Annotated in this window: 13 protein-coding genes and 1 tRNA gene; 13 read left to right on the top strand and 1 reads right to left on the bottom strand. The window is 69.4% G+C overall.

Annotation, left to right across the window (positions count from 1 at the left end; translation table 11 throughout):
* The first annotated feature begins 176 nt into the window (after positions 1–176).
* Both ABCR83_RS26820 and ABCR83_RS26815 read left to right on the top strand, forming a co-directional pair.
* Positions 177–863, top strand: a complete 687-nt coding sequence (locus ABCR83_RS26820; RefSeq protein ID WP_462697774.1) for a DegT/DnrJ/EryC1/StrS family aminotransferase — start codon at positions 177–179, stop codon at positions 861–863.
* Positions 864–925: 62 nt separating this feature from the next.
* Positions 926–998: transfer RNA gene (locus tag ABCR83_RS26815), tRNA-Thr, on the top strand.
* A gap of 59 nt (positions 999–1057) precedes the next feature.
* Here ABCR83_RS26815 and ABCR83_RS26810 read toward each other — a convergent pair.
* Entirely contained in the window at positions 1058–3703 is a 2646-nt protein-coding gene (locus ABCR83_RS26810) for a SpoIIE family protein phosphatase (protein ID WP_462697773.1), read from the bottom strand.
* A 351-nt stretch (positions 3704–4054) separates the two neighbouring features.
* Here ABCR83_RS26810 and ABCR83_RS26805 point away from each other — a divergent pair, with 351 nt between their 5' ends.
* The 11 genes from ABCR83_RS26805 to ABCR83_RS26755 all read left to right on the top strand — a co-directional run bounded on the left by ABCR83_RS26805 (position 4055) and on the right by ABCR83_RS26755 (position 18831).
* The gene (locus ABCR83_RS26805) at positions 4055–9541 is read left to right on the top strand and encodes a HAMP domain-containing protein (RefSeq protein ID WP_462697772.1); all 5487 of its coding nucleotides are present in this window, start codon (positions 4055–4057) and stop codon (positions 9539–9541) included.
* 261 nt (positions 9542–9802) lie between these two features.
* On the top strand, positions 9803–10492 hold the full coding sequence (locus ABCR83_RS26800; RefSeq protein ID WP_462697771.1) for a response regulator: 690 nt from the start codon (positions 9803–9805) through the stop codon (positions 10490–10492).
* Positions 10493–10630: 138 nt separating this feature from the next.
* The gene (locus ABCR83_RS26795) at positions 10631–13324 is read left to right on the top strand and encodes a DNA translocase FtsK (RefSeq protein WP_462697770.1); all 2694 of its coding nucleotides are present in this window, start codon (positions 10631–10633) and stop codon (positions 13322–13324) included.
* A gap of 232 nt (positions 13325–13556) precedes the next feature.
* Entirely contained in the window at positions 13557–14372 is an 816-nt protein-coding gene (locus tag ABCR83_RS26790; protein WP_462697769.1) for a helix-turn-helix domain-containing protein, read from the top strand.
* Between the two features lie 118 nt (positions 14373–14490).
* Positions 14491–16011, top strand: a complete 1521-nt coding sequence (rimO, locus tag ABCR83_RS26785; RefSeq protein ID WP_462697768.1) for a 30S ribosomal protein S12 methylthiotransferase RimO — start codon at positions 14491–14493, stop codon at positions 16009–16011.
* Positions 16008–16634: a CDP-diacylglycerol--glycerol-3-phosphate 3-phosphatidyltransferase gene (gene pgsA, locus ABCR83_RS26780; RefSeq protein WP_462697767.1), complete on the top strand. Its 627-nt coding sequence runs from the start codon at positions 16008–16010 to the stop codon at positions 16632–16634. The genes rimO and pgsA overlap by 4 nt, the downstream gene beginning before the upstream one ends.
* A complete protein-coding gene (locus tag ABCR83_RS26775; RefSeq protein ID WP_462697766.1) occupies positions 16631–17170 on the top strand; it encodes a CinA family protein in 540 nt (179 codons plus the stop codon). Before pgsA ends, ABCR83_RS26775 begins: the two co-directional genes overlap by 4 nt.
* 94 nt (positions 17171–17264) lie before the next feature.
* Positions 17265–17648 carry a helix-turn-helix domain-containing protein gene (locus ABCR83_RS26770; protein ID WP_462697765.1) on the top strand — a complete coding sequence of 128 codons (384 nt, stop codon included), beginning with the start codon at positions 17265–17267 and terminating at the stop codon, positions 17646–17648.
* Positions 17649–17794: 146 nt separating this feature from the next.
* Positions 17795–18265, top strand: coding sequence for a Dps family protein (locus ABCR83_RS26765; protein WP_462697764.1), 471 nt, complete (start codon positions 17795–17797; stop codon positions 18263–18265).
* Between the two features lie 70 nt (positions 18266–18335).
* The gene (locus ABCR83_RS26760; RefSeq protein WP_462697763.1) at positions 18336–18557 is read left to right on the top strand and encodes a hypothetical protein; all 222 of its coding nucleotides are present in this window, start codon (positions 18336–18338) and stop codon (positions 18555–18557) included.
* 34 nt (positions 18558–18591) lie between these two features.
* Positions 18592–18831: a hypothetical protein gene (locus ABCR83_RS26755; protein WP_462697762.1), complete on the top strand. Its 240-nt coding sequence runs from the start codon at positions 18592–18594 to the stop codon at positions 18829–18831.
* The last annotated feature ends 29 nt before the right edge of the window (positions 18832–18860 follow it).

The following is an 18860-nucleotide window of genomic DNA, read 5'->3' as shown; positions in this document are numbered from 1 at the left end:
TTCAGCGCCGATGGTACTGCATGGGGGACCGTGTGGGAGAGTAGGACGCCGCCGAACAATTATTCAGGAAAGCTCTGGTGTCTGAACCTTGGTTCAGACACCAGAGCTTTTTTGTTTCCATAATGCGGTGCAGAGTGTCATGTCGGGTTAACGTTACGCGTCCACCATCCGCAGGTATGGGGACAGTGGAGATGCTCGAAGCGGCGGGTGTGCGGTCCGGCGACGAGGTCATCGTGCCCTCCTACGCCACTGCCGGGGCTGCCGAGGCGGTTTGGAGTGTGGGGGCGCTGCCCGTGTTCGCGGACATCGATCCGAGGAGCCTCTGCCTGGACCCGGCGGCCGTGGCCGATGCGGTGACCTCGCGCACCTCGGCCATCGTGCCCGTACGCCTCTTCGGTTACCCCATTCACCTGATGGGCTTTCAAAGCCTGCCTGGTGAGAGGACGTTGGCAGTCGTCGAACACGTCGAGCAGGCGGTGCCGGACGCGCAGACCAGGCGACGGAGGCAAGTGAATGCCGCATACCTCGACGCTCGTCTGACCGGCGTGCTAACACCGCCGGTGGCAAACCGAGTTGAGCACAGCTACCACTCCTATGTGGTGCGGGTCCCCGGTAATGGGCGGCCGGACCGTGATGCCTTTGCGCGGGCCCTGCGTGCGCGTGGGGTGCGGTGCCGGGTTCCCGTACAGACTCCGGTGCACCGAACCCCCGCGTACCGGCGGGAGTTGTGGCTTCCCGAGACCGAGCGGGCCGCCGATGACTGCCTCGCCCTTCCCGCCGACGAGGGGATGACGAGGCGGGAACTGCAGCGAGTGGTGTCGGTGTGCAATGGGCTCGGTGGACTGTTGCCGGTGGCCGCGTAGTGAGGCACTGGTAGTTGGTCAAAAGCATGTGCGAAAGTCGGGTATGCTTTATCCCGTTGCCGGCCCCAATAGCTCAGTCGGCAGAGCGTCTCCATGGTAAGGAGAAGGTCAACGGTTCGATTCCGTTTTGGGGCTCAATGCAAGAAGACCCTCGCCTGTTGGCGGGGGCCTTCTTGCGTGTGAGGCACGGGTGTTCAGGGCTGAGGAGGTTCGGGCACCCGCATGGCGAGGATCGCCATGTCATCCGAAGCGGGTTCGGCGGCGAACCGTTCGACCGCGCGCAGCACCCGGGCGGCGACCGCACCGGCGGTCAGACCCGTGCAGGTGGTGAGGACTTCGGTCAGTCCGTCGTCGCCCAGCATGCGGGTGCCTTCGCGGCGCTCCGTGACCCCGTCGGTGACGCACAGCAGGACATCGCCCGGGTCGAGGGTGACCGTCTGCTCGTACAGCTCGAGATCGTCCATGACACCCAGCAGTGGCTGGGGGTCGGCGGCCGGCTCGACGGTGCCGTCCTGGCGCAGGCGCAGCGGCAGCGGATGCCCGGCGCACACGACCTTCAGCAGGGCGCTGCCGTCCTCCTGCGGCCACAACTCGCCGTAGAGCAGCGTCAGGAAGCGGCTGCGGGCGCCCTCGTCGAGGATGGCGGCGTTGAGCCGTTCCAGGACCGCGGGCCCGCCGAAGCCCTCGCGGGCGAGGAGACGCAGCGCATGCCGGGCGAGGCCGGTGACAGCGGCGGCCTCCGGGCCCGTACCGCAGACGTCACCGATGGCGAAGCCGTAGGCGCCGTCGCGGATCGGGAAGAGGTCGTAGAAGTCGCCGCCGACCTCGTTGCCCTCGCCGGCGGCGCGGTAGATGACCTCGACCTCCACGCCGGGGATGTCCGGCATGCCGGGCGGGAGCAGGCTGCGTTGGAGGCTCTGGCTGATGGCGGTGCGCTCGCTGTAGAGACGGGCGTTGTCGAGGGCGAGCGCGGCGCGGCGGGAGAGATCCTCGGCGAGCTCGAGGATTTCCTGGCGGAAGTGATCGTCGGTGGGTTTGCCGAGGGTGAGCATGCCGATGACCCGGTTGCGGGCGACGAGCGGCAGGACGACGGTTTCACCGCCGACGGCCGAGGCCGTGGCCAGCGAGATGCCGGGGGCGGGGGAGTGGTCGGTGACATCCGCGAGGCTCAGGCCGCGCAGTGCGGCGCGCAGCCCCTTGGCGTGCGCGGCCTCGGCGGGTGCGGTCCAGACACGGGCGCCGGGAGTGGGGACGGGGTCGGGCGGGGCGATCTTGGCGAGCAGGGCCTTGAGCCCGTCGATGAGGTCCTCGTCCTCGTGCAGCACGTAGGAGAGTTCGGGCTCCGAGGACTGGTCGGCGATGGTGTAGACGGCGCACCAGGTGGCGAGGGTGGGGACGGTCATCTGGGCCATCAGGGCCAGGGTCTGGTCCCGGTCGAGGGTGCCGGCCAGCAGGTCGGAGGCCTCGACGAGGAAGGAGAGGGAGCCGCGGCGCAGCCGCTCCAGTTCGCCGAGGCGGGCGGATTCGACGGCGAGGGCAATGCGGTCGGCGGCGAACTGCAGGCGCAGCGCCTCCTCGTTGCCGTAGCGGTGGGGGGCCTCGGCGGCGACCCCGAGCGAGCCGGTGAGCCGGCCCTCGACCTTGAGGGGCACGGTCACCACGGAGCGCATGCCGGTGTCGGTGAGCAGGGGGACCGCGCCGGGGACGGCGCTGAGGTCGTCATGGACGGCGGGCATCCGGGCCGAGCCGTAGCGGCCGGTGCCGGCTTCCACGGGGACCCGGGCGAAGCGCTGGCGGGCGGAGGGGAGCCCGGTGGAGGCGCGTACTTCCAGCTCGGTCTCGTCGTCGGTGGCGAGGAGCAGATAGGCGGAGTCGCCGTCGAGCATGTCCCGGGCGCGTTCGACGGTGCGCTGCAGGAGGCCGTCGAGGTCGTCGGGTGCGGGGGAGCCGATGAAGACCTCGAAGGGGTCGGTCGCGGTGCCGCGGTCCACGGCGGTGGCATCGGTGGCCGGGGAGCGCTGGGGGCTCTGCAGCACGGCGCGCTCGTCATCGCGGACCAGCAGGCAGACGGTGGAGGGAGCGCCGGCGTTGTCGCGGACCCGCAGGTGGGAGGCGTAGACGGGGATGACGCGGCCGTCCGCGCCCCGTATGCCGTACGAGCCTTCCCAGCGGGACAGGAGCAGGGCTTCGGCGATGCCGGTGGAGGTGCCGGGGGTGTGTGGCCAGGCGGCGAGGTCGGCCAGGGGTTTGCCGGTGACCTGGTCCGCGGTGTAGCCGAAGAGGTGCTCGGCGTCGTCGTTCCAGGCGTTGATGCCGCCGGAGCGGTCGATCTGGACGACCGCCACCCGCACCCGGGCCTCGGCGACCGGCAGGGCCTCGGCGGGGAGTGCGGGTCCGGCGGAGCGGGTGCCCGCGGGACGGTCCTCGAGGTCGAGCCGGAACCACACCTTTTTGTGGGTGGAGGTGTATTCGACGCCCCAGTGGGCGGCCAGTGCCGTGCACAGGAGCAGGCCGCGCCCGCCCTCGCGGTCGAGGGCGCCGAACTGCCGGGCGGCATTGCGGGCGGGGCTCTGCAGGGGGAGCTCGCGCTCCGGGTAGTGGTCGCTCACCTCGACGCGCACGCCCGCGTCCGTGCGTACGCACAGGACGTCGGCGGCGGTGCCGGCGTGCACCACGGCGTTGGTGACCAGCTCGCTGGTCAGAACGACGGCATCGTCGATGATGTCGGGGAATCCCCAGCCCTGGAGCGTGTCCCGGACAAAGGCGCGAGCGGCGGCGACCGAACGTCCGACCGGCTCGAAGCTTGCGGCTGCCCGCGCGGTGATCACAGCACTCCCCATTGGCCTCTCATCGCTCCCCCGAGTCCTGTGCCCATTCCCATGACGGTGATTCGTCCGCCAGGCTAAACCGTCGGCCCGGGCGATGGGGAACAGAGTCGGGTAATTCGGGAGTGAATGCGATGGCCTCGCAACCCGTACACGCTTTCCGGCGCGGGGGTGCTGGGCGGGTGATGCTGTCGCCGTGGTGACTGCTTCCCCTGGAGTGCCAGCCGAGTCCTGTTCGGTTTAAACGAGTCCTCGACAGTCTGGTTACGCTCTGACGGGCAGCCGCTCCGGTGCGCTTGGGTGAAACACTGGGAAAGCTGGAAGCGAAAACCCTACGAGGATCAGTGAACCTGCGGGAGGGACACGGTGGAGTCTGGCGGAGCGGCGCGGAGCGGCAGCACGCGCGCGAAGGGCGGACGGTCCCGGCCCAATGGGACGACGGAGGTGGACAGTGCGGCCCTGCAGCGGCTGCTGTCCGCGATGGAGGCCATGCGGGACGGGAACTTCCGCAAGCGCCTGACGGTTTCGGGCGATGGCGCGCTGTCCCAGATCGCGGCGGTGTTCAATGAGGTCGCGGACCGTAACCTCCAGCTCACGGGGGAGCTGGCGCGGGTGCGGCGGGTGGTCGGCCGGGAGGGCAAACTCACCGAGCGGCTGGAGGTCGGCGCCTGTGAGGGCGCCTGGGCGGCCGCCGTCGACGCGTCCAATGCCCTGGTGGACGACCTGGTGCGGCCGGTCTCCGAGGTGGGCCGGGTGCTCTCGGCGGTCGCCGACGGCGATCTCGAGCAGCGGATGGACCTGCGGGCCCAAGGGGTGGATGGTGCGGCGCATCCGCTGCGCGGTGAGTTCCTCAAGGTGGGGCGGACCGTCAACGGCCTGGTGGACCAGCTGTCGGCGTTCACCGATGAAGTGACGCGGGTGGCCAGCGAGGTCGGCACCGAGGGAAAGCTCGGCGGGCAGGCCCGGGTGCGCGGTATGTCGGGTTCCTGGAAGGATCTCACGGACTCCGTCAACACGATGGCATCACGATTGACCGCTCAGGTGCGTGATATCGCGCTGGTGACGACGGCGGTCGCAAAGGGTGATCTCTCCCGGAAAGTCACGGTTCATGTGGCCGGGGAGATGCTGGAGCTGAAGAACACCGTCAACACCATGGTCGACCAGCTGTCTTCCTTCGCCTCCGAGGTCACCCGGGTCGCCCGGGAGGTGGGCACCGAGGGTGAGCTGGGCGGCCAGGCACAGGTGCCGGGGGTGGCCGGGGTCTGGAAGGACCTCACCGACTCGGTGAACCTGATGGCCGGAAACCTCACGGCCCAGGTGCGGGGGATCGCTCAGGTCACCACGGCGGTGGCCAGTGGCGATCTGTCGCAGAAGGTCACCGTGAGCGCGCGGGGCGAGATCGCGCAACTGGCCGAGACGATCAACCAGATGACGGAGACGCTGCGCACCTTCGCCGACGAGGTGACCCGGGTGGCCAGCGAGATCGGGGCCGACGGCCTGCTGGGCGGGCAGGCGCAGGTGCCGGGTGCGGCGGGTACGTGGAAGGATCTTACCGATTCGGTGAACACGGCCTTCCGTAATCTCACCGGCCAGGTGCGGGACATCGCTCAGGTGACGACGGCGGTGGCCAATGGTGATCTGGGGCAGAAGGTCACCGTCGATGTGTCCGGTGAGATGCTGGAGTTGAAGAACACCGTCAATTCGATGGTGGACCAGCTGCAGTCCTTCAGCGCCGAAGTGACGCGGGTGGCCCGGGAGATCGGCGTCGAGGGCGAGCTCGGCGGGCAGGCGCAGGTGCCGGGTGCGGCGGGTACGTGGAAGGATCTCACCGATTCGGTGAACACGGCCTTCCGCAATCTCACCGGCCAGGTGCGCAATATCGCTCAGGTGACGACGGCGGTGGCCAATGGTGATCTGGGGCAGAAGGTCACCGTTGAAGTCTCCGGTGAGATGCTGCAGTTGAAGAACACCGTCAACACGATGGTCGACCAGCTGTCTGCGTTCGCCGACCAGGTCACGCGGATGGCGCGGGACGTGGGCACGGAAGGCCGGCTCGGTGGTCAGGCGCGGGTGCCCGGGGTCAGTGGCACCTGGAAGGAGTTGACCGACTCGGTCAACTTCATGGCCGGCAACCTCACCTCGCAGGTGCGGCAGATCGCCCAGGTGACGACGGCAGTGGCGCGTGGTGATCTGTCGCAGAAGATCGATGTGGATGCGCGGGGCGAGATTCTGGAGTTGAAGAACACCATCAATACGATGGTGGATCAGCTCTCGGCCTTCGCCGAGCAAGTGACGCGGGTGGCCCGGGAGGTGGGCACCGACGGCCGGCTCGGCGGCCAGGCTCAGGTGCCCGGGGTGGCGGGCGTCTGGCGTGACCTGACCGACTCGGTGAACGGGATGGCGGGCAATCTGACCACCCAGGTCCGCAACATCGCCCAGGTGGCCACGGCGGTGGCGCGTGGTGATCTGTCGCAGAAGATCGATGTGGATGCGCGGGGCGAGATTCTGGAGTTGAAGAACACCATCAATACGATGGTGGATCAGCTCTCGGCCTTCGCCGACCAGGTCACCCGGGTCGCCCGGGAGGTGGGCACCGAGGGCATCCTGGGCGGCCAGGCGGAGGTGCAGGGCGTCTCCGGCACCTGGAAGGACCTCACCCAGTCGGTCAACTTCATGGCCAACAATCTGACGATCCAGGTGCGCAACATCGCCGAGGTGACCACGGCGGTCGCCAAGGGCGATCTGTCGAAGAAGATCACCGTCGATGCCAAGGGCGAGATCCTGGAGCTCGTCACCACCGTGAACACCATGGTCGACCAGCTGTCGGACTTCGCCGAGCAGGTCACCCGGGTGGCGCGGGAGGTGGGCACGGAAGGCCAGTTGGGCGGCCAGGCCCGGGTGCGCGACGTCACCGGCATCTGGAAGGACCTCAGCGACAACGTCAACCTGATGGCCAACAACCTGACCAGCCAGGTCCGTAACATCTCGCAGGTCGCGGGGGCGGTCGCCAATGGCGACCTGACCAAGAAGGTCACCGTGGAGGCGCGCGGCGAGGTCGCGCAGCTGGCCGACACCGTCAACATCATGGTGACCACGCTGTCGTCGTTCGCCGACGAGGTCACCCGGGTGGCCCGGGAGGTGGGCACCGACGGCCGGCTCGGCGGCCAGGCACGGGTGCCCGGCGTCAGCGGCACCTGGAAGGACCTCACCGAGTCCGTGAACTCGATGGCCTCCAACCTGACCGGGCAGGTCCGCAACATCGCGATGGTGACCACCGCCATCGCCCAGGGCGACCTCACCAAGAAGATCGACATTGATGCCCGGGGTGAGATCCTCCAGCTGAAGACCACCATCAACACCATGGTCGACCAGCTGTCGGACTTCGCCGAGCAAGTGACCAGGGTGGCCCGGGAGGTGGGCACCGAAGGACAGCTGGGCGGCCAGGCGCGGGTGCGCGATGTGGACGGCACCTGGCGCGACCTCACCGAGTCGGTCAATGAGATGGCGGGCAATCTGACCCGCCAGGTGCGGGCCATCGCCGAGGTCGCCACCGCCGTCACTCGCGGCGACCTCAATCTCAGGATCGACGTCGCCGCGGCCGGCGAGATCCTGGAGCTCCAGGACAACATCAACACGATGATCGCCAACCTGCGGGAGACCACGCTCGCCAACAAGGAACAGGACTGGCTCAAGGGCAACCTCGCCCGCATCTCCGGTCTGATGCAGGGCCGCCGGGACCTGGAGGACGTCGCCGGACTGATCATGAGCGAGCTGACCCCGGTGGTCTCCGCACAACACGGCGCGTTCTTCCTGGCGATGCCGACCGGCGGCCAGGAGACGGCCGGCGCCGAGGACGCGTACGAGCTGCGCATGCTCGGCTCGTACGGCTGCTCCACGGGCTCGATGCCGACCTCCTTCCAGCCGGGGGAGACGCTCATCGGCACCGCGGCCGAGGAGAAGCGCACCATTCTGGTGGAGAGCGTGCCGCCGGGCTATCTCAAGATCGCCTCCGGGCTGGGGGAGGCGCCGCCGGCTCATGTCATCGTGCTGCCGGTGCTGTTCGAGGGACAGGTGCTCGGCGTGATCGAGCTGGCATCGTTCCAGAAGTTCGCGCAGATCCAACAGGACTTCCTGAGCCAGATCGCCGAGATGATCGGCACCAGCGTCAACACGATCAGCGTCAACACCAAGACCGAGGTGCTGCTCAAGCAGTCGCAGGAGCTGACCGAGCAGCTGCGGGAGCGGTCGGCGGAGCTGGAGAACCGGCAGAAGGCGCTGGAGATCTCCAACGCCGAGCTGGAGGAGAAGTCCGAGCGGCTGGCCCGGCAGAACCGCGACATCGAGGTCAAGAACACCGAGATCGAGGACGCCCGGCAGGTGCTCGAGGAGCGCGCCGAGCAGCTCGCCGTCTCGATGCGCTACAAGTCCGAGTTCCTCGCCAATATGTCGCACGAGCTGCGCACCCCGCTCAACTCGCTGCTGATCCTGGCCAAGCTGCTGGCCGACAACGCGGACGGCAACCTCTCACCGAAGCAGGTGGAGTTCGCCGAGACGATCCATGGCGCGGGCTCCGACCTGCTCCAGCTGATCAACGACATCCTGGACCTGTCGAAGGTCGAGGCGGGCAAGATGGACGTCAGCCCGACCCGCATCGCACTGGTCCAGCTCGTCGACTATGTGGAGGCCACCTTCCGGCCGCTGACGGCGGAAAAGGGGCTCGACTTCTCCGTACGGGTCTCGCCGGAGCTGCCGGCCACCCTCCACACGGATGAGCAGCGGCTGCTCCAGGTGCTGCGCAACCTGCTGTCCAACGCGGTCAAGTTCACCGACACCGGCGCGGTCGAACTGGTCATCAGGCCGGCGGGCACGGACGTGCCGGACTCCATCCGCGAGCAGCTGCTGGAGTCCGGGGCATTGCGCGACGCCGACGGCGAACTGATCGCCTTCTCCGTCACGGACACCGGCATCGGCATCGCGGCGAGCAAGATGCGGGTGATCTTCGAGGCGTTCAAGCAGGCCGACGGGACGACCAGCCGCAAGTACGGCGGAACCGGGCTGGGGTTGTCCATCAGCCGGGAGATCGCCCGGCTGCTCGGCGGTGAGATCCATGCGGCGAGCGAGCCGGGCCGCGGCTCCACCTTCACCCTTTATCTGCCGCTCAACGCGGGCGAGTTGTCGGCCGAGGGCTACCCGCAGCTCCCGTCGGCGGGCCAGGCCGGCGAGGAGCAGGCCGCATCGGCGGTGGTGGGCCGGCCGGCGGAGAGCGGTGCCGGCCCGGACGCGTTCCCGAGCGGGGCGGCCGGACTCTTCCTGCGCCGTCGCCGGGCCGCGCAACTGGCCGGGCCCAGGGAGGCCGAGGGGTCGCACCAGGGTGCGAGGGCTCAGCAGCCGGCCGTCCCCGTCGCGCCGGAGCAGTGGCCGCCGACTGCGGTGAGTGACGACGGCCAGGCGGCGCCGAGCGGCGTGCGCCTCGGCTTCCACGGCGAGAAGGTGCTGATCGTCGACGACGACATCCGCAATGTGTTCGCCCTCACCAGCGTGCTGGAGCAGCACGGGCTCTCGGTGCTCTACGCGGAGAACGGCCGGGAGGGGATCGAGGTCCTGGAACAGCACGACGATGTCGTGGTGGTCCTGATGGACATCATGATGCCGGAGATGGACGGCTATGCCACGACGGCCGCCATCCGCAGGATGCCGCAGTTCGCGGGCCTGCCCATCATCGCGCTCACCGCGAAGGCGATGAAGGGCGACCGGGAGAAGAGCATCGACGCCGGGGCGTCCGACTATGTCACCAAGCCGGTTGACACCGATCAGCTGCTGACAGTGATGGAGCAGTGGATGCGCGCCGAGTGACGGCCGCCCGGCCGGTCCCCGGCCCACCGCGGCCAAGACGGCGGGAGCGCGGCATTCCGGGAACTTTCCCATCTCCCGGCACGTTTCCGCTAAGTGCGCAGTGACATCGTGGTGACAGGGTGTGGTGACGGCCGGGGTGCGGCTACCATGACCGGCACAAGGACGGGCGGCGCAAGGGAGTCGTCCCCTGGGGCGGCTCCCGGTGCTTCCCCAAGCTCTTTGAGCAGGGGAAGCTCCACGCCGGGGCGAGGAGGACGGGCCATGGTGCAGAAGGCCAAGATCCTCCTGGTCGATGACCGGCCGGAAAATCTGCTCGCGCTGGAGGCCATCCTCTCGGCGCTCGATCAGACACTGGTGCGGGCATCGTCAGGGGAGGAAGCGCTCAAGGCGCTGCTGACGGACGACTTCGCGGTGATCCTGCTGGACGTCCAGATGCCTGGCATGGATGGTTTCGAGACCGCGGCGCACATCAAGCGCCGGGAGAGGACCCGGGACATCCCGATCATCTTCCTCACGGCCATCAACCACGGTCCGCACCACACCTTCCGCGGCTATGCCGCGGGCGCGGTGGACTACATCTCCAAGCCCTTCGACCCCTGGGTGCTGCGGGCCAAGGTCTCGGTCTTCGTCGAGCTGTATATGAAGAACTGCCAGTTGCGCGAGCAGGCGGCCCTGTTGCGGCTGCAGCTGGAGAACGGCGGCCAGTCCGGCCGGGGTTCGGTGGCCGAGCCTCCGGAGCCCGCGGGGCTGCTCGCCGAGCTGTCGGCGCGGCTGGCGGCTGTCGAGGAGCAGGCCGAGGCGCTATCCAAACAGCTGGACGAATCCGCGGATGCGGCGGCCGTCGCCACCGCCGCTCATCTGGAGCGCAAACTCAGCGGCCTGCGCCGGGCGCTGGACGCGCTCGAGCCGGGCGCGGGCAGCAACGCGCCGCCGGTCCCGTCGCAGACCTGAGGGTGACGCCGCGTCGCCCGGGGTGCTCGGCGGGCCGTTTGATGTCGCGTCACCGTTGCCACCACTCGGACGCGACACGAATGGGTGAACACCCGGGCGCGGGTGTAACCACACGTCGACGACGGTAACCTCGGCACCATGGCCTCACGTACGTCCGGCAAGGGTTCCCAGAGCACGGCGGGCAACTCCAAGCAGCGCGCCGGACGCGCCGGGGGAGCCGCCGCGAAGGCGCCCGCCAGGAAGAAGGCGGCGCCGAAGGCGGCGGGCAGGGCACCCGCCGGGAAGGCCGCCGCCAAGGCGGCCCCCAAGCGCGCGCCGTCCGCGGCCGGGGGCGCCCGTCGCGCCGGGCGCGGCCTGGCGCAGGGCGTCGGGGCGATGTTCCGGGGAGTGGGCCGCGGCGCCAAGCGCCTCGACCCCGCACACCGCAAGGACGGGCTCGCGCTGCTCCTCCTCGGCTTCGCCCTGATCGTCGCCGCGGGCACCTGGTCCCATCTTGAGGGCCCGGTGGGCGACCTGGTGAAGATGCTGGTCACGGGCGCCTTTGGGCGGCTTGACCTGGTGGTGCCGATACTTCTCGGCATCATCGCGGTCCGGCTGTTCCGCCACCCCGAGCGGCCCGAGGCGAACGGACGCATCATCATCGGCCTGTCCGCGCTGGTCGTCGGCGTGCTCGGGCAGGTCCATGTGGCCTGTGGGGCGCCGGGCCGGGGCGACGGTTCCCAGGCGCTGCAGGACGCCGGCGGCCTGATCGGCTGGGCCGCCTCCAAGCCCCTGATCTTCACGGTCGGCGAGGTGCTCGCCGTGCCCCTGCTCGTACTGCTCACCGTGTTCGGGCTGTTGGTGGTCACCGCCACCCCGGTCAATGCCATTCCGCGGCGGCTGCGGCAGCTGGGGATAAGGCTCGGGGTGATAGAGCCGATGCCCGGGGAGTACCAGCCGGACGACCGGTATGCGGGCGAGTACGGCGCCGAGTGGCGCGACGCACCAGCCGCACGCCCCCGGCGCACGGCCGGTGACGGCGGGCCGGACGCGGAGCAGGCCGAGGAGGAGGCACTCACCAAGCGCCGCCGTCCGCGCCGTCCGGCGGCGGGCCGGGAGCCGGATGCGGTGGACGTGGCGGCGGCCGCGGCCGCCTCGCTGGACGGCGCGGTGCTGCACGGAGTGCAGCCGTCCCCGCTGGTCGCCGGGCTCAGCAGCGGCATCTCGCCGGAGGACGAACGCACGGTCGCGGTGCCCGGAACGCCGTCCGGCGCGGAGCCGGGCCGTAAGCCGGCGGGTGTGCTGGATCTGACCAAGTCCGCGCCCGAGCCCCCGGCGGGGCTGCCGGCCAGGGCCGAGCAGCTGCAGCTCGCGGGCGACATCACCTACTCGCTGCCCTCGCTCGAGCTGCTGGAGCGCGGTGGCCCCGGAAAGGCCCGCAGCGCCGCCAACGACGCCATAGTGGCCGCACTGACGAACGTCTTCGCGGAGTTCAAGGTCGATGCCGCGGTCACCGGATTCACCCGTGGCCCGACGGTCACCCGCTATGAGGTGGAGCTGGGCCCCGCGGTCAAGGTCGAGCGGATCACCGCACTCGCCAAGAACATCGCCTATGCCGTCGCCAGCCCGGATGTGCGGATCATCAGTCCGATCCCGGGCAAGTCCGCGGTCGGCATCGAGATCCCCAACACCGACCGCGAGATGGTCAACCTGGGCGATGTGCTGCGGCTCGCGGACGCCGCAGGTGACGAGCACCCGATGCTGGTCGCGCTGGGCAAGGACGTCGAGGGCGGCTATGTGATGGCCAATCTGGCGAAGATGCCGCACATCCTGGTCGCCGGCGCCACCGGCTCCGGCAAGTCGTCCTGCATCAACTGCCTGATCACCTCGGTGATGGTGCGCGCCACCCCGGAGGATGTACGGATGGTGCTCGTCGATCCCAAGCGCGTCGAACTGACCGCCTACGAGGGCATCCCGCACCTGATCACGCCGATCATCACCAACCCCAAGCGCGCCGCCGAGGCCCTGCAGTGGGTGGTGCGCGAGATGGACCTGCGCTACGACGACCTGGCGGCCTATGGCTTCCGGCACATCGACGACTTCAACGCGGCTGTGCGCGAGGGCAAGGTCACCCCGCCGGACGGCAGCGGGCGGGAGCTGTCGCCGTATCCGTATCTGCTGGTCATCGTGGACGAGTTGGCGGATCTGATGATGGTGGCTCCGCGTGATGTCGAGGACTCGATCGTCCGCATCACCCAGCTCGCCAGAGCCGCCGGCATCCATCTGGTGCTCGCCACCCAGCGGCCGTCGGTCGATGTGGTCACCGGTCTCATCAAGGCGAACGTGCCCTCCCGGCTCGCCTTCGCCACCTCCTCGCTGGCCGACAGCCGGGTCATCCTGGACCAGCCGGGCGCCGAGAAGCTGATCGGCAAGGGCGACGGCCTCTTCCTGCCGATGGGGGCGAACAAACCGATCCGCATGCAGGGCGCCTTTGTGACCGAGGCCGAGGTCGGGGCCGTCGTCAAGCACTGCAAGGACCAGATGGCACCCGTCTTCCGGGACGACGTCACGGTCGGGACGGCGAAGAAGAAGGAGATCGACGAGGATATCGGCGACGACCTCGACCTGCTGTGCCAGGCCGCCGAACTGGTCGTCTCCACCCAATTCGGTTCCACCTCGATGCTGCAGCGCAAACTGCGTGTGGGCTTCGCGAAAGCGGGCAGGCTCATGGACCTGATGGAGTCGCGCAACATCGTGGGCCCGAGCGAGGGTTCCAAGGCTCGCGATGTACTCGTCAAGCCCGATGAGCTGGACGGGGTGCTCGCGCTGATCCGCGGGGACGGCGGTTCCTGAAGGCCTCGACGGTCGGCTTCGCCGGTGATCCGTCGGCTGGAAAAGGTCCCTGACCCACCGTTTCTCTGGGCCGAGCGCACAGTTGAGAGGGCAGGGAGGGGCGAAATTCCACTGTCGACGCGGCAGAGCCTTCTGATGGCGTACAAAGTCCGGCTTTCCGCTTGCCGGACCCTTTCGCATCCCCCCTAGACTGATATTCCAGCAGGTGGCTGCACGCTCGAAAGGCGCCCACGTGTCCATCGGCAACTCTCCCCCGGAATCTCCGGAAGACGACCGGCCGTCCATCGGCCGCTCCCTCCAGCAGGCCCGTATCAATGCCGGATTGACCGTAGACGAAGTCAGTTCGACCACCCGGGTACGCATTCCGATCGTGCATGCGATCGAACAGGATGATTTCTCCCGCTGCGGCGGCGATGTCTATGCCCGCGGCCATGTCCGCACGCTGGCCCGCGCCGTCGGCATCGACCCCACGGATCTGGTCTCGCGGTACGACGCCGAGCACGGCGGACGCCCCAGGCCGAGCCGGGCCGCGCCGGTCTTCGACGCCGAGCGGATCCGGTCCGAGCCCCGGCGGCCCAATTGGACGGCCGCCATGGTCGCCGCGATCGTCGCCGTCGTCGGCTTCGTGGGATTCTCGATCTTCAACGGCGGAGCGAAGGGCCAGGACGACTCCGTCGCGGCCGGACCCTCCGGCAAGCCGCCGAAAGCCCCGGGCAAGCCCGCCGCGAGCAAGGCGGCCGACTCCAAGCCCGAGCCCTCCGAAAGCGCCATCGCCGGCATTCCGGCCAACAAGGTCACCGTCAAACTCACCGCGGAAAAGGACCAGACCTGGATGTCCGCCAAGGGCCACGACGGAAAGTGGGCGGAGGAGGGCGTGCTCAAGCGCGGTGCCTCCAAGACGTTCACCGACAGCAAACAAATCGACCTGGTGCTGGGCAATGCCGGGGCCGTGCAATTGTTTGTGAACGGCAAACAGATCAAGAAGGTGGGAGGCGACGGGCAGGTCCAGCGGCTGACCTACACCAAGGGTGATCCGGTGGCGGGTTGACCTGCCACGACGGCGATCCGGCCGGGGATGCGGAGAGCCACCCGGGGTGATCAGGCTCTCCGCGTCCGCGGGCCACTCGGCAGCCGACGCGGCGCCGGGACAAAGTAGGCTGAGCCCTATGCCCGAACGCCGTACCGTCGCTCTTGTCACACTTGGCTGCGCCCGTAACGAGGTGGACTCGGAGGAGCTGGCAGGCCGCTTGGCGGCGGATGGCTGGGACCTCGTCGAGGACGCCGCCGACGCCGATGTGGCCGTCGTCAACACCTGCGGCTTTGTCGAGGCCGCCAAAAAGGATTCCGTCGACGCCCTGCTCGAGGCCAACGACCTCAAGGCCGCGTCCGCCGAGGGCCGCGGCGGTCGCACCCAGGCCGTGGTGGCCGTCGGCTGCATGGCCGAGCGGTACGGCAAGGAACTCGCCGACGCACTGCCAGAGGCCGATGGTGTGCTCGGCTTCGACGACTACGCCGACATCTCCGACCGCCTCCAGACCATCCTCTCCGGCGGCATCCACGCCGCCCACACCCCGCGCGACCGGCGCAAGCTGCTGCCGGTCAGCCCCGTCGAGCGGCAGAACGCCCCCGTCGCGGCCCTGCCGGGGCACGCGCAGCAGCCGGGCACCGCCCCGGCGGATCTTCCGGAGGGCATCGCTCCGGTCTCCGGACCACGGGCCCCGCTGCGCCGCAGGCTCGGCACCAGCCCGGTCGCCTCGGTGAAGCTCGCCTCGGGGTGTGACCGCCGGTGCTCGTTCTGTGCCATCCCCTCCTTCCGCGGGTCCTTCATCTCCCGCCGCCCCTCCGATGTGCTGGCCGAGACGCGCTGGCTGGCGGAGCAGGGCGTCAAGGAGATCATGCTGGTCTCCGAGAACAACACCTCGTACGGCAAGGACCTCGGAGACATCCGGCTGCTGGAGACGCTGCTCCCCGAGCTGGCGGCCGTGGACGGCCTGGAGCGGGTGCGGGTCAGCTACCTCCAGCCCGCCGAGATGCGGCCCGACCTGATCGACGTGCTCACCTCCACCGAGAAGGTCGCCCCCTACTTCGACCTGTCCTTCCAGCACTCGGCGCCCGGTGTGCTGCGCGCGATGCGCCGCTTCGGCGACACCGACCGCTTCCTGGAGCTGCTCGACCGGATCCGGAGCAAGGCCCCGCAGGCCGGAGCCCGCTCCAACTTCATCGTCGGCTTCCCCGGCGAGACCGAGGACGACCTTGCTGAGCTGGAACGTTTCCTGTCCGAGGCGCGGCTGGACGCGATCGGGGTGTTCGGTTACTCCGACGAGGACGGCACCGAGGCGGCGGGCTATGAGCACAAGGTCGACCCCGAGGTCGTCGCGGAGCGTCTGGCCCGGGTCTCCCGGCTGGCCGAGGAGCTGACCGCGCAGCGCGCCGAGGAGCGGATCGGGGAGACAATCGAGGTACTGGTCGACCGCGTGGACGACGAGGAGGGGGTCATCGGCCGGGCCGCGCACCAGGCCCCCGAGACCGATGGCCAGGTGGCGCTCGCCATGGACGCCGTCGATGCCATGGACACCACACCGGCTCCCGGCCGTATGGTCGTGGCGAAGGTGGTGGCGAGCGAGGGAGTTGACCTCGTCGCCGAGCCTGTCGGAGACGGCAGGTGTACCGAGGAGGCGGGCAGATGAGCGGAGTCCCGGCCTCAGCCGCGAGCGGTCCCGCCCCGACGGCAGCCAAGCGGCCGGTCCGGTTGTGGAACATCGCCAACATCCTCACCATGATCCGCCTGTGCCTGGTGCCCGGATTCGTCCTGCTGATGCTGCACAACGGCGGCTATGACCAGGCCTGGCGCTCCTTCGCCTGGGCCGCGTTCGCGATCGCCATGATCACCGATCTCTTTGACGGTCATCTGGCCCGTACCTACAACCTGGTCACCGACTTCGGCAAGATCGCCGACCCCATCGCCGACAAGGCGATCATGGGCGCGGCCCTGATCTGCCTCTCGGCCCTGAACGACCTGCCCTGGTGGGTCACGGGCGTGATCCTCTTCCGCGAGGTCGGCATCACGCTGATGCGGTTCTGGGTGATCAGGCATGGGGTCATCCCGGCCAGCCGGGGCGGCAAGCTGAAGACGCTCGCGCAGGGGGTGGGCGTGGGGATGTACATCCTGCCGCTCACCGGGCTGCTGGCCACCTTCCGCTTCTGGGTGATGGCGGTCGCCGTGGTCCTGACCGTGCTCACCGGGCTCGACTATGTGCGGCAGGCGATCGTGCTGCGCCGGGCGGCTCCGGCCGGGGGGTCCGCGGAGTGAGCACGGCGGATCACGGGCCTGCGCGGGAGGTACTGGCGGCGCTGGAGCGGGACAACCGTACGGTCGCGGTCGCCGAGTCGCTCACCGGCGGCCTGGTCTCGGCCGCGCTGACCACCATCCCGGGCGCCTCCCGGGTGGTGCGGGGCTCGGTCACCGCCTACGCGAGCGAGGTCAAGCGCGATGTGCTGGGGGTGGACGCACTGCTGCTCGCCGAGCGCGGAGCGGTCGACGCCGAGGTCGCCCGGCAGATGGCACGGGGTGTACGGGCGCTGCTGAACGCGGACTGGGGGCTGGCCACGACCGGGGTGGCGGGTCCCACCCCCCAGGACGGCAAGGCCGTCGGGACGGTCTTCGTCGCGGTGCTGGGCCCCGGCGGCAGCGGCACCGTGCGCGAGCTGTCGCTGGCGGGCGACCGGGAGCGGATCAGGACCGAGAGCGTCGGTGCCGTCCTCGCGCTGCTGCTGGGCGAACTGACCGGGAACGCGGGGGCAAAGGATACGGAACACAACGGGGGGAATGGATGTTTGCAGCCCTGAGTGAACACGACATAGCTCCCCGCACGGCCGCACCCCGAGGCGGTACGGTGGGGCGTGAAGGATCCGGATTCGCGGTCCAAGGAGGGAGCCACCGATGATTTTGCTCCGTCGCCTGCTTGGTGACGTGCTGCGTCGGCAGCGCCAGCGCCAGGGCCGCACTCTGCGCGAGGTCTCCTCATCGGCCAGGGTCTCGCTCGGTTACCTCTCCGAGGTCGAGCGCGGGCAGAAAGAGGCGTCCTCCGAGCTTCTCTCCGCAATCTGCGACGCTCTGGACGTAAGGATGTCCGAGGTCATGCGTGAGGTGAGTGATGAATTGTCGCTTGCCGAGCTGGCGCAGTCGGCGGCGGCGAGCGAGCCGGTACCCGCGCCGATGCGGCCGATGTTCAACTCCGTGTCCGTGGCGTCCGTTTCGGGCGTTCCGGCGGAGCGCGTGACCATCAAGGCACCGGCGGAAGCCGTGGATGTGGTCGCGGCCTGACACCGTTCCAAAGCGTCTGGGCATTGTCACCCGGGGTCCCGGTCGAACCGACCGGGACCCCGGCGTTTTCGGGCCCGCTTTCCGTCTCTGTGCCATGGTGGAAAAACGGGAGTAAACGGATTCAGGCGCTGAAGAGGAGAAAGCGGATGTCTGTCGTCAAGAGCCCGTTGTCGGAACAGGATCGCAAGGTCGTCGGTGATGCACTGCAGGGTGCGCTCGTCGACTTGGTGGATCTTTCCCTGGTCTCCAAGCAGGTCCACTGGACCATCGTGGGACCCCGGTTCCTCCCCATACACCGGCAGCTCGACGAAGTCGTCGCATCGGCGCGCGAGCACGCGGACACGGTGGCCGAGCGCGCGTCGGCACTGGGTCTGGCCCCGGACGGACGGGCCGAGACGGTTGCCAAGACCAGCGGGATCGAGGCGATCGGGGGCGGCTGGAACAAGGACACGGAATCGGTGCGCATTCTTGTCGCGGCGCTCGCCGCCGTGATCAAGCGGATGCGCGAACGCATCCGGGCCACCGATGAACCGGACCCGGTCACCCAGGACCTCCTGATCGGGCTGACGGCCGACCTCGAGAAGCACCACTGGATGTTCCAGGCGGAGAACGCCTGAGCGGGCTCTCGCCCCCGCCCCGGGCAGGCGCCGGGTGGCGGGCGAGGCCCGGGGGCGGTCTCCTGGGGGCATGGACGAGCATCCGGTGGTCCGTTTCACCAGGGAGCTGATGGTGGTCTCGGAGCTCGACCAGCGGACCGCCGGTGCCTTTGTCCGGGCGGTCTACCAGGAGGGCATGCGGGAGGGGGAGCAGCGGGTGATCGTCGAACTGCACCGGCGCGATCGCACGATCGCGGAGCTCGAGCAGAAGCTGGCACGGCTGCGCGGGGAGAGTGGGGAGCCGTCCGACTGATGGTGGCCTCGGTGTCGGCCGAAGGAGGCAAGCCATGCTGTGGCGCGACATCCCGGGCTGCCGTCGGCCGCGTGGCCCGGTCCACCGGCTGCTTGCGCTCCTGGTCGGCGGTGTGTGGGGCTGGGCGACGTTCCGGCTGTTCACACAGCCGGGCGGCAGGGTCGGCATGGTGGAAGGGCTGGTGGCCGCCGGAGGCTGGGGGCTGAGCCTGCTGCCTGTGCACTGTGTGCCCCGGCCCGCGCGGCGGGAGCGCAGGCGCGGTGCCCGGCGGTGAGCTCGGGATGAGCCGGGCCCCGGGACCGC

This window comes from Streptomyces xingningensis, assembly GCF_054957865.1.
This window is presented reverse-complemented; position numbering and strand designations above follow the sequence as displayed.

Coding starts and splice junctions, on each gene's coding strand:
- ABCR83_RS26795 (WP_462697770.1), top strand. CDS start 10,631: ATGGCCTCACGTACGTCCGGCAAGGGTTCCCAGAGCACGGCGGGCAAC.
- ABCR83_RS26820 (WP_462697774.1), top strand. CDS start 177: ATGGGGACAGTGGAGATGCTCGAAGCGGCGGGTGTGCGGTCCGGCGAC.
- ABCR83_RS26755 (WP_462697762.1), top strand. CDS start 18,592: ATGCTGTGGCGCGACATCCCGGGCTGCCGTCGGCCGCGTGGCCCGGTC.
- ABCR83_RS26760 (WP_462697763.1), top strand. CDS start 18,336: ATGGACGAGCATCCGGTGGTCCGTTTCACCAGGGAGCTGATGGTGGTC.
- ABCR83_RS26765 (WP_462697764.1), top strand. CDS start 17,795: ATGTCTGTCGTCAAGAGCCCGTTGTCGGAACAGGATCGCAAGGTCGTC.
- ABCR83_RS26770 (WP_462697765.1), top strand. CDS start 17,265: ATGATTTTGCTCCGTCGCCTGCTTGGTGACGTGCTGCGTCGGCAGCGC.
- ABCR83_RS26800 (WP_462697771.1), top strand. CDS start 9,803: ATGGTGCAGAAGGCCAAGATCCTCCTGGTCGATGACCGGCCGGAAAAT.
- ABCR83_RS26810 (WP_462697773.1), bottom strand. CDS start 3,703: ATGGGGAGTGCTGTGATCACCGCGCGGGCAGCCGCAAGCTTCGAGCCG.
- rimO (WP_462697768.1), top strand. CDS start 14,491: ATGCCCGAACGCCGTACCGTCGCTCTTGTCACACTTGGCTGCGCCCGT.
- pgsA (WP_462697767.1), top strand. CDS start 16,008: ATGAGCGGAGTCCCGGCCTCAGCCGCGAGCGGTCCCGCCCCGACGGCA.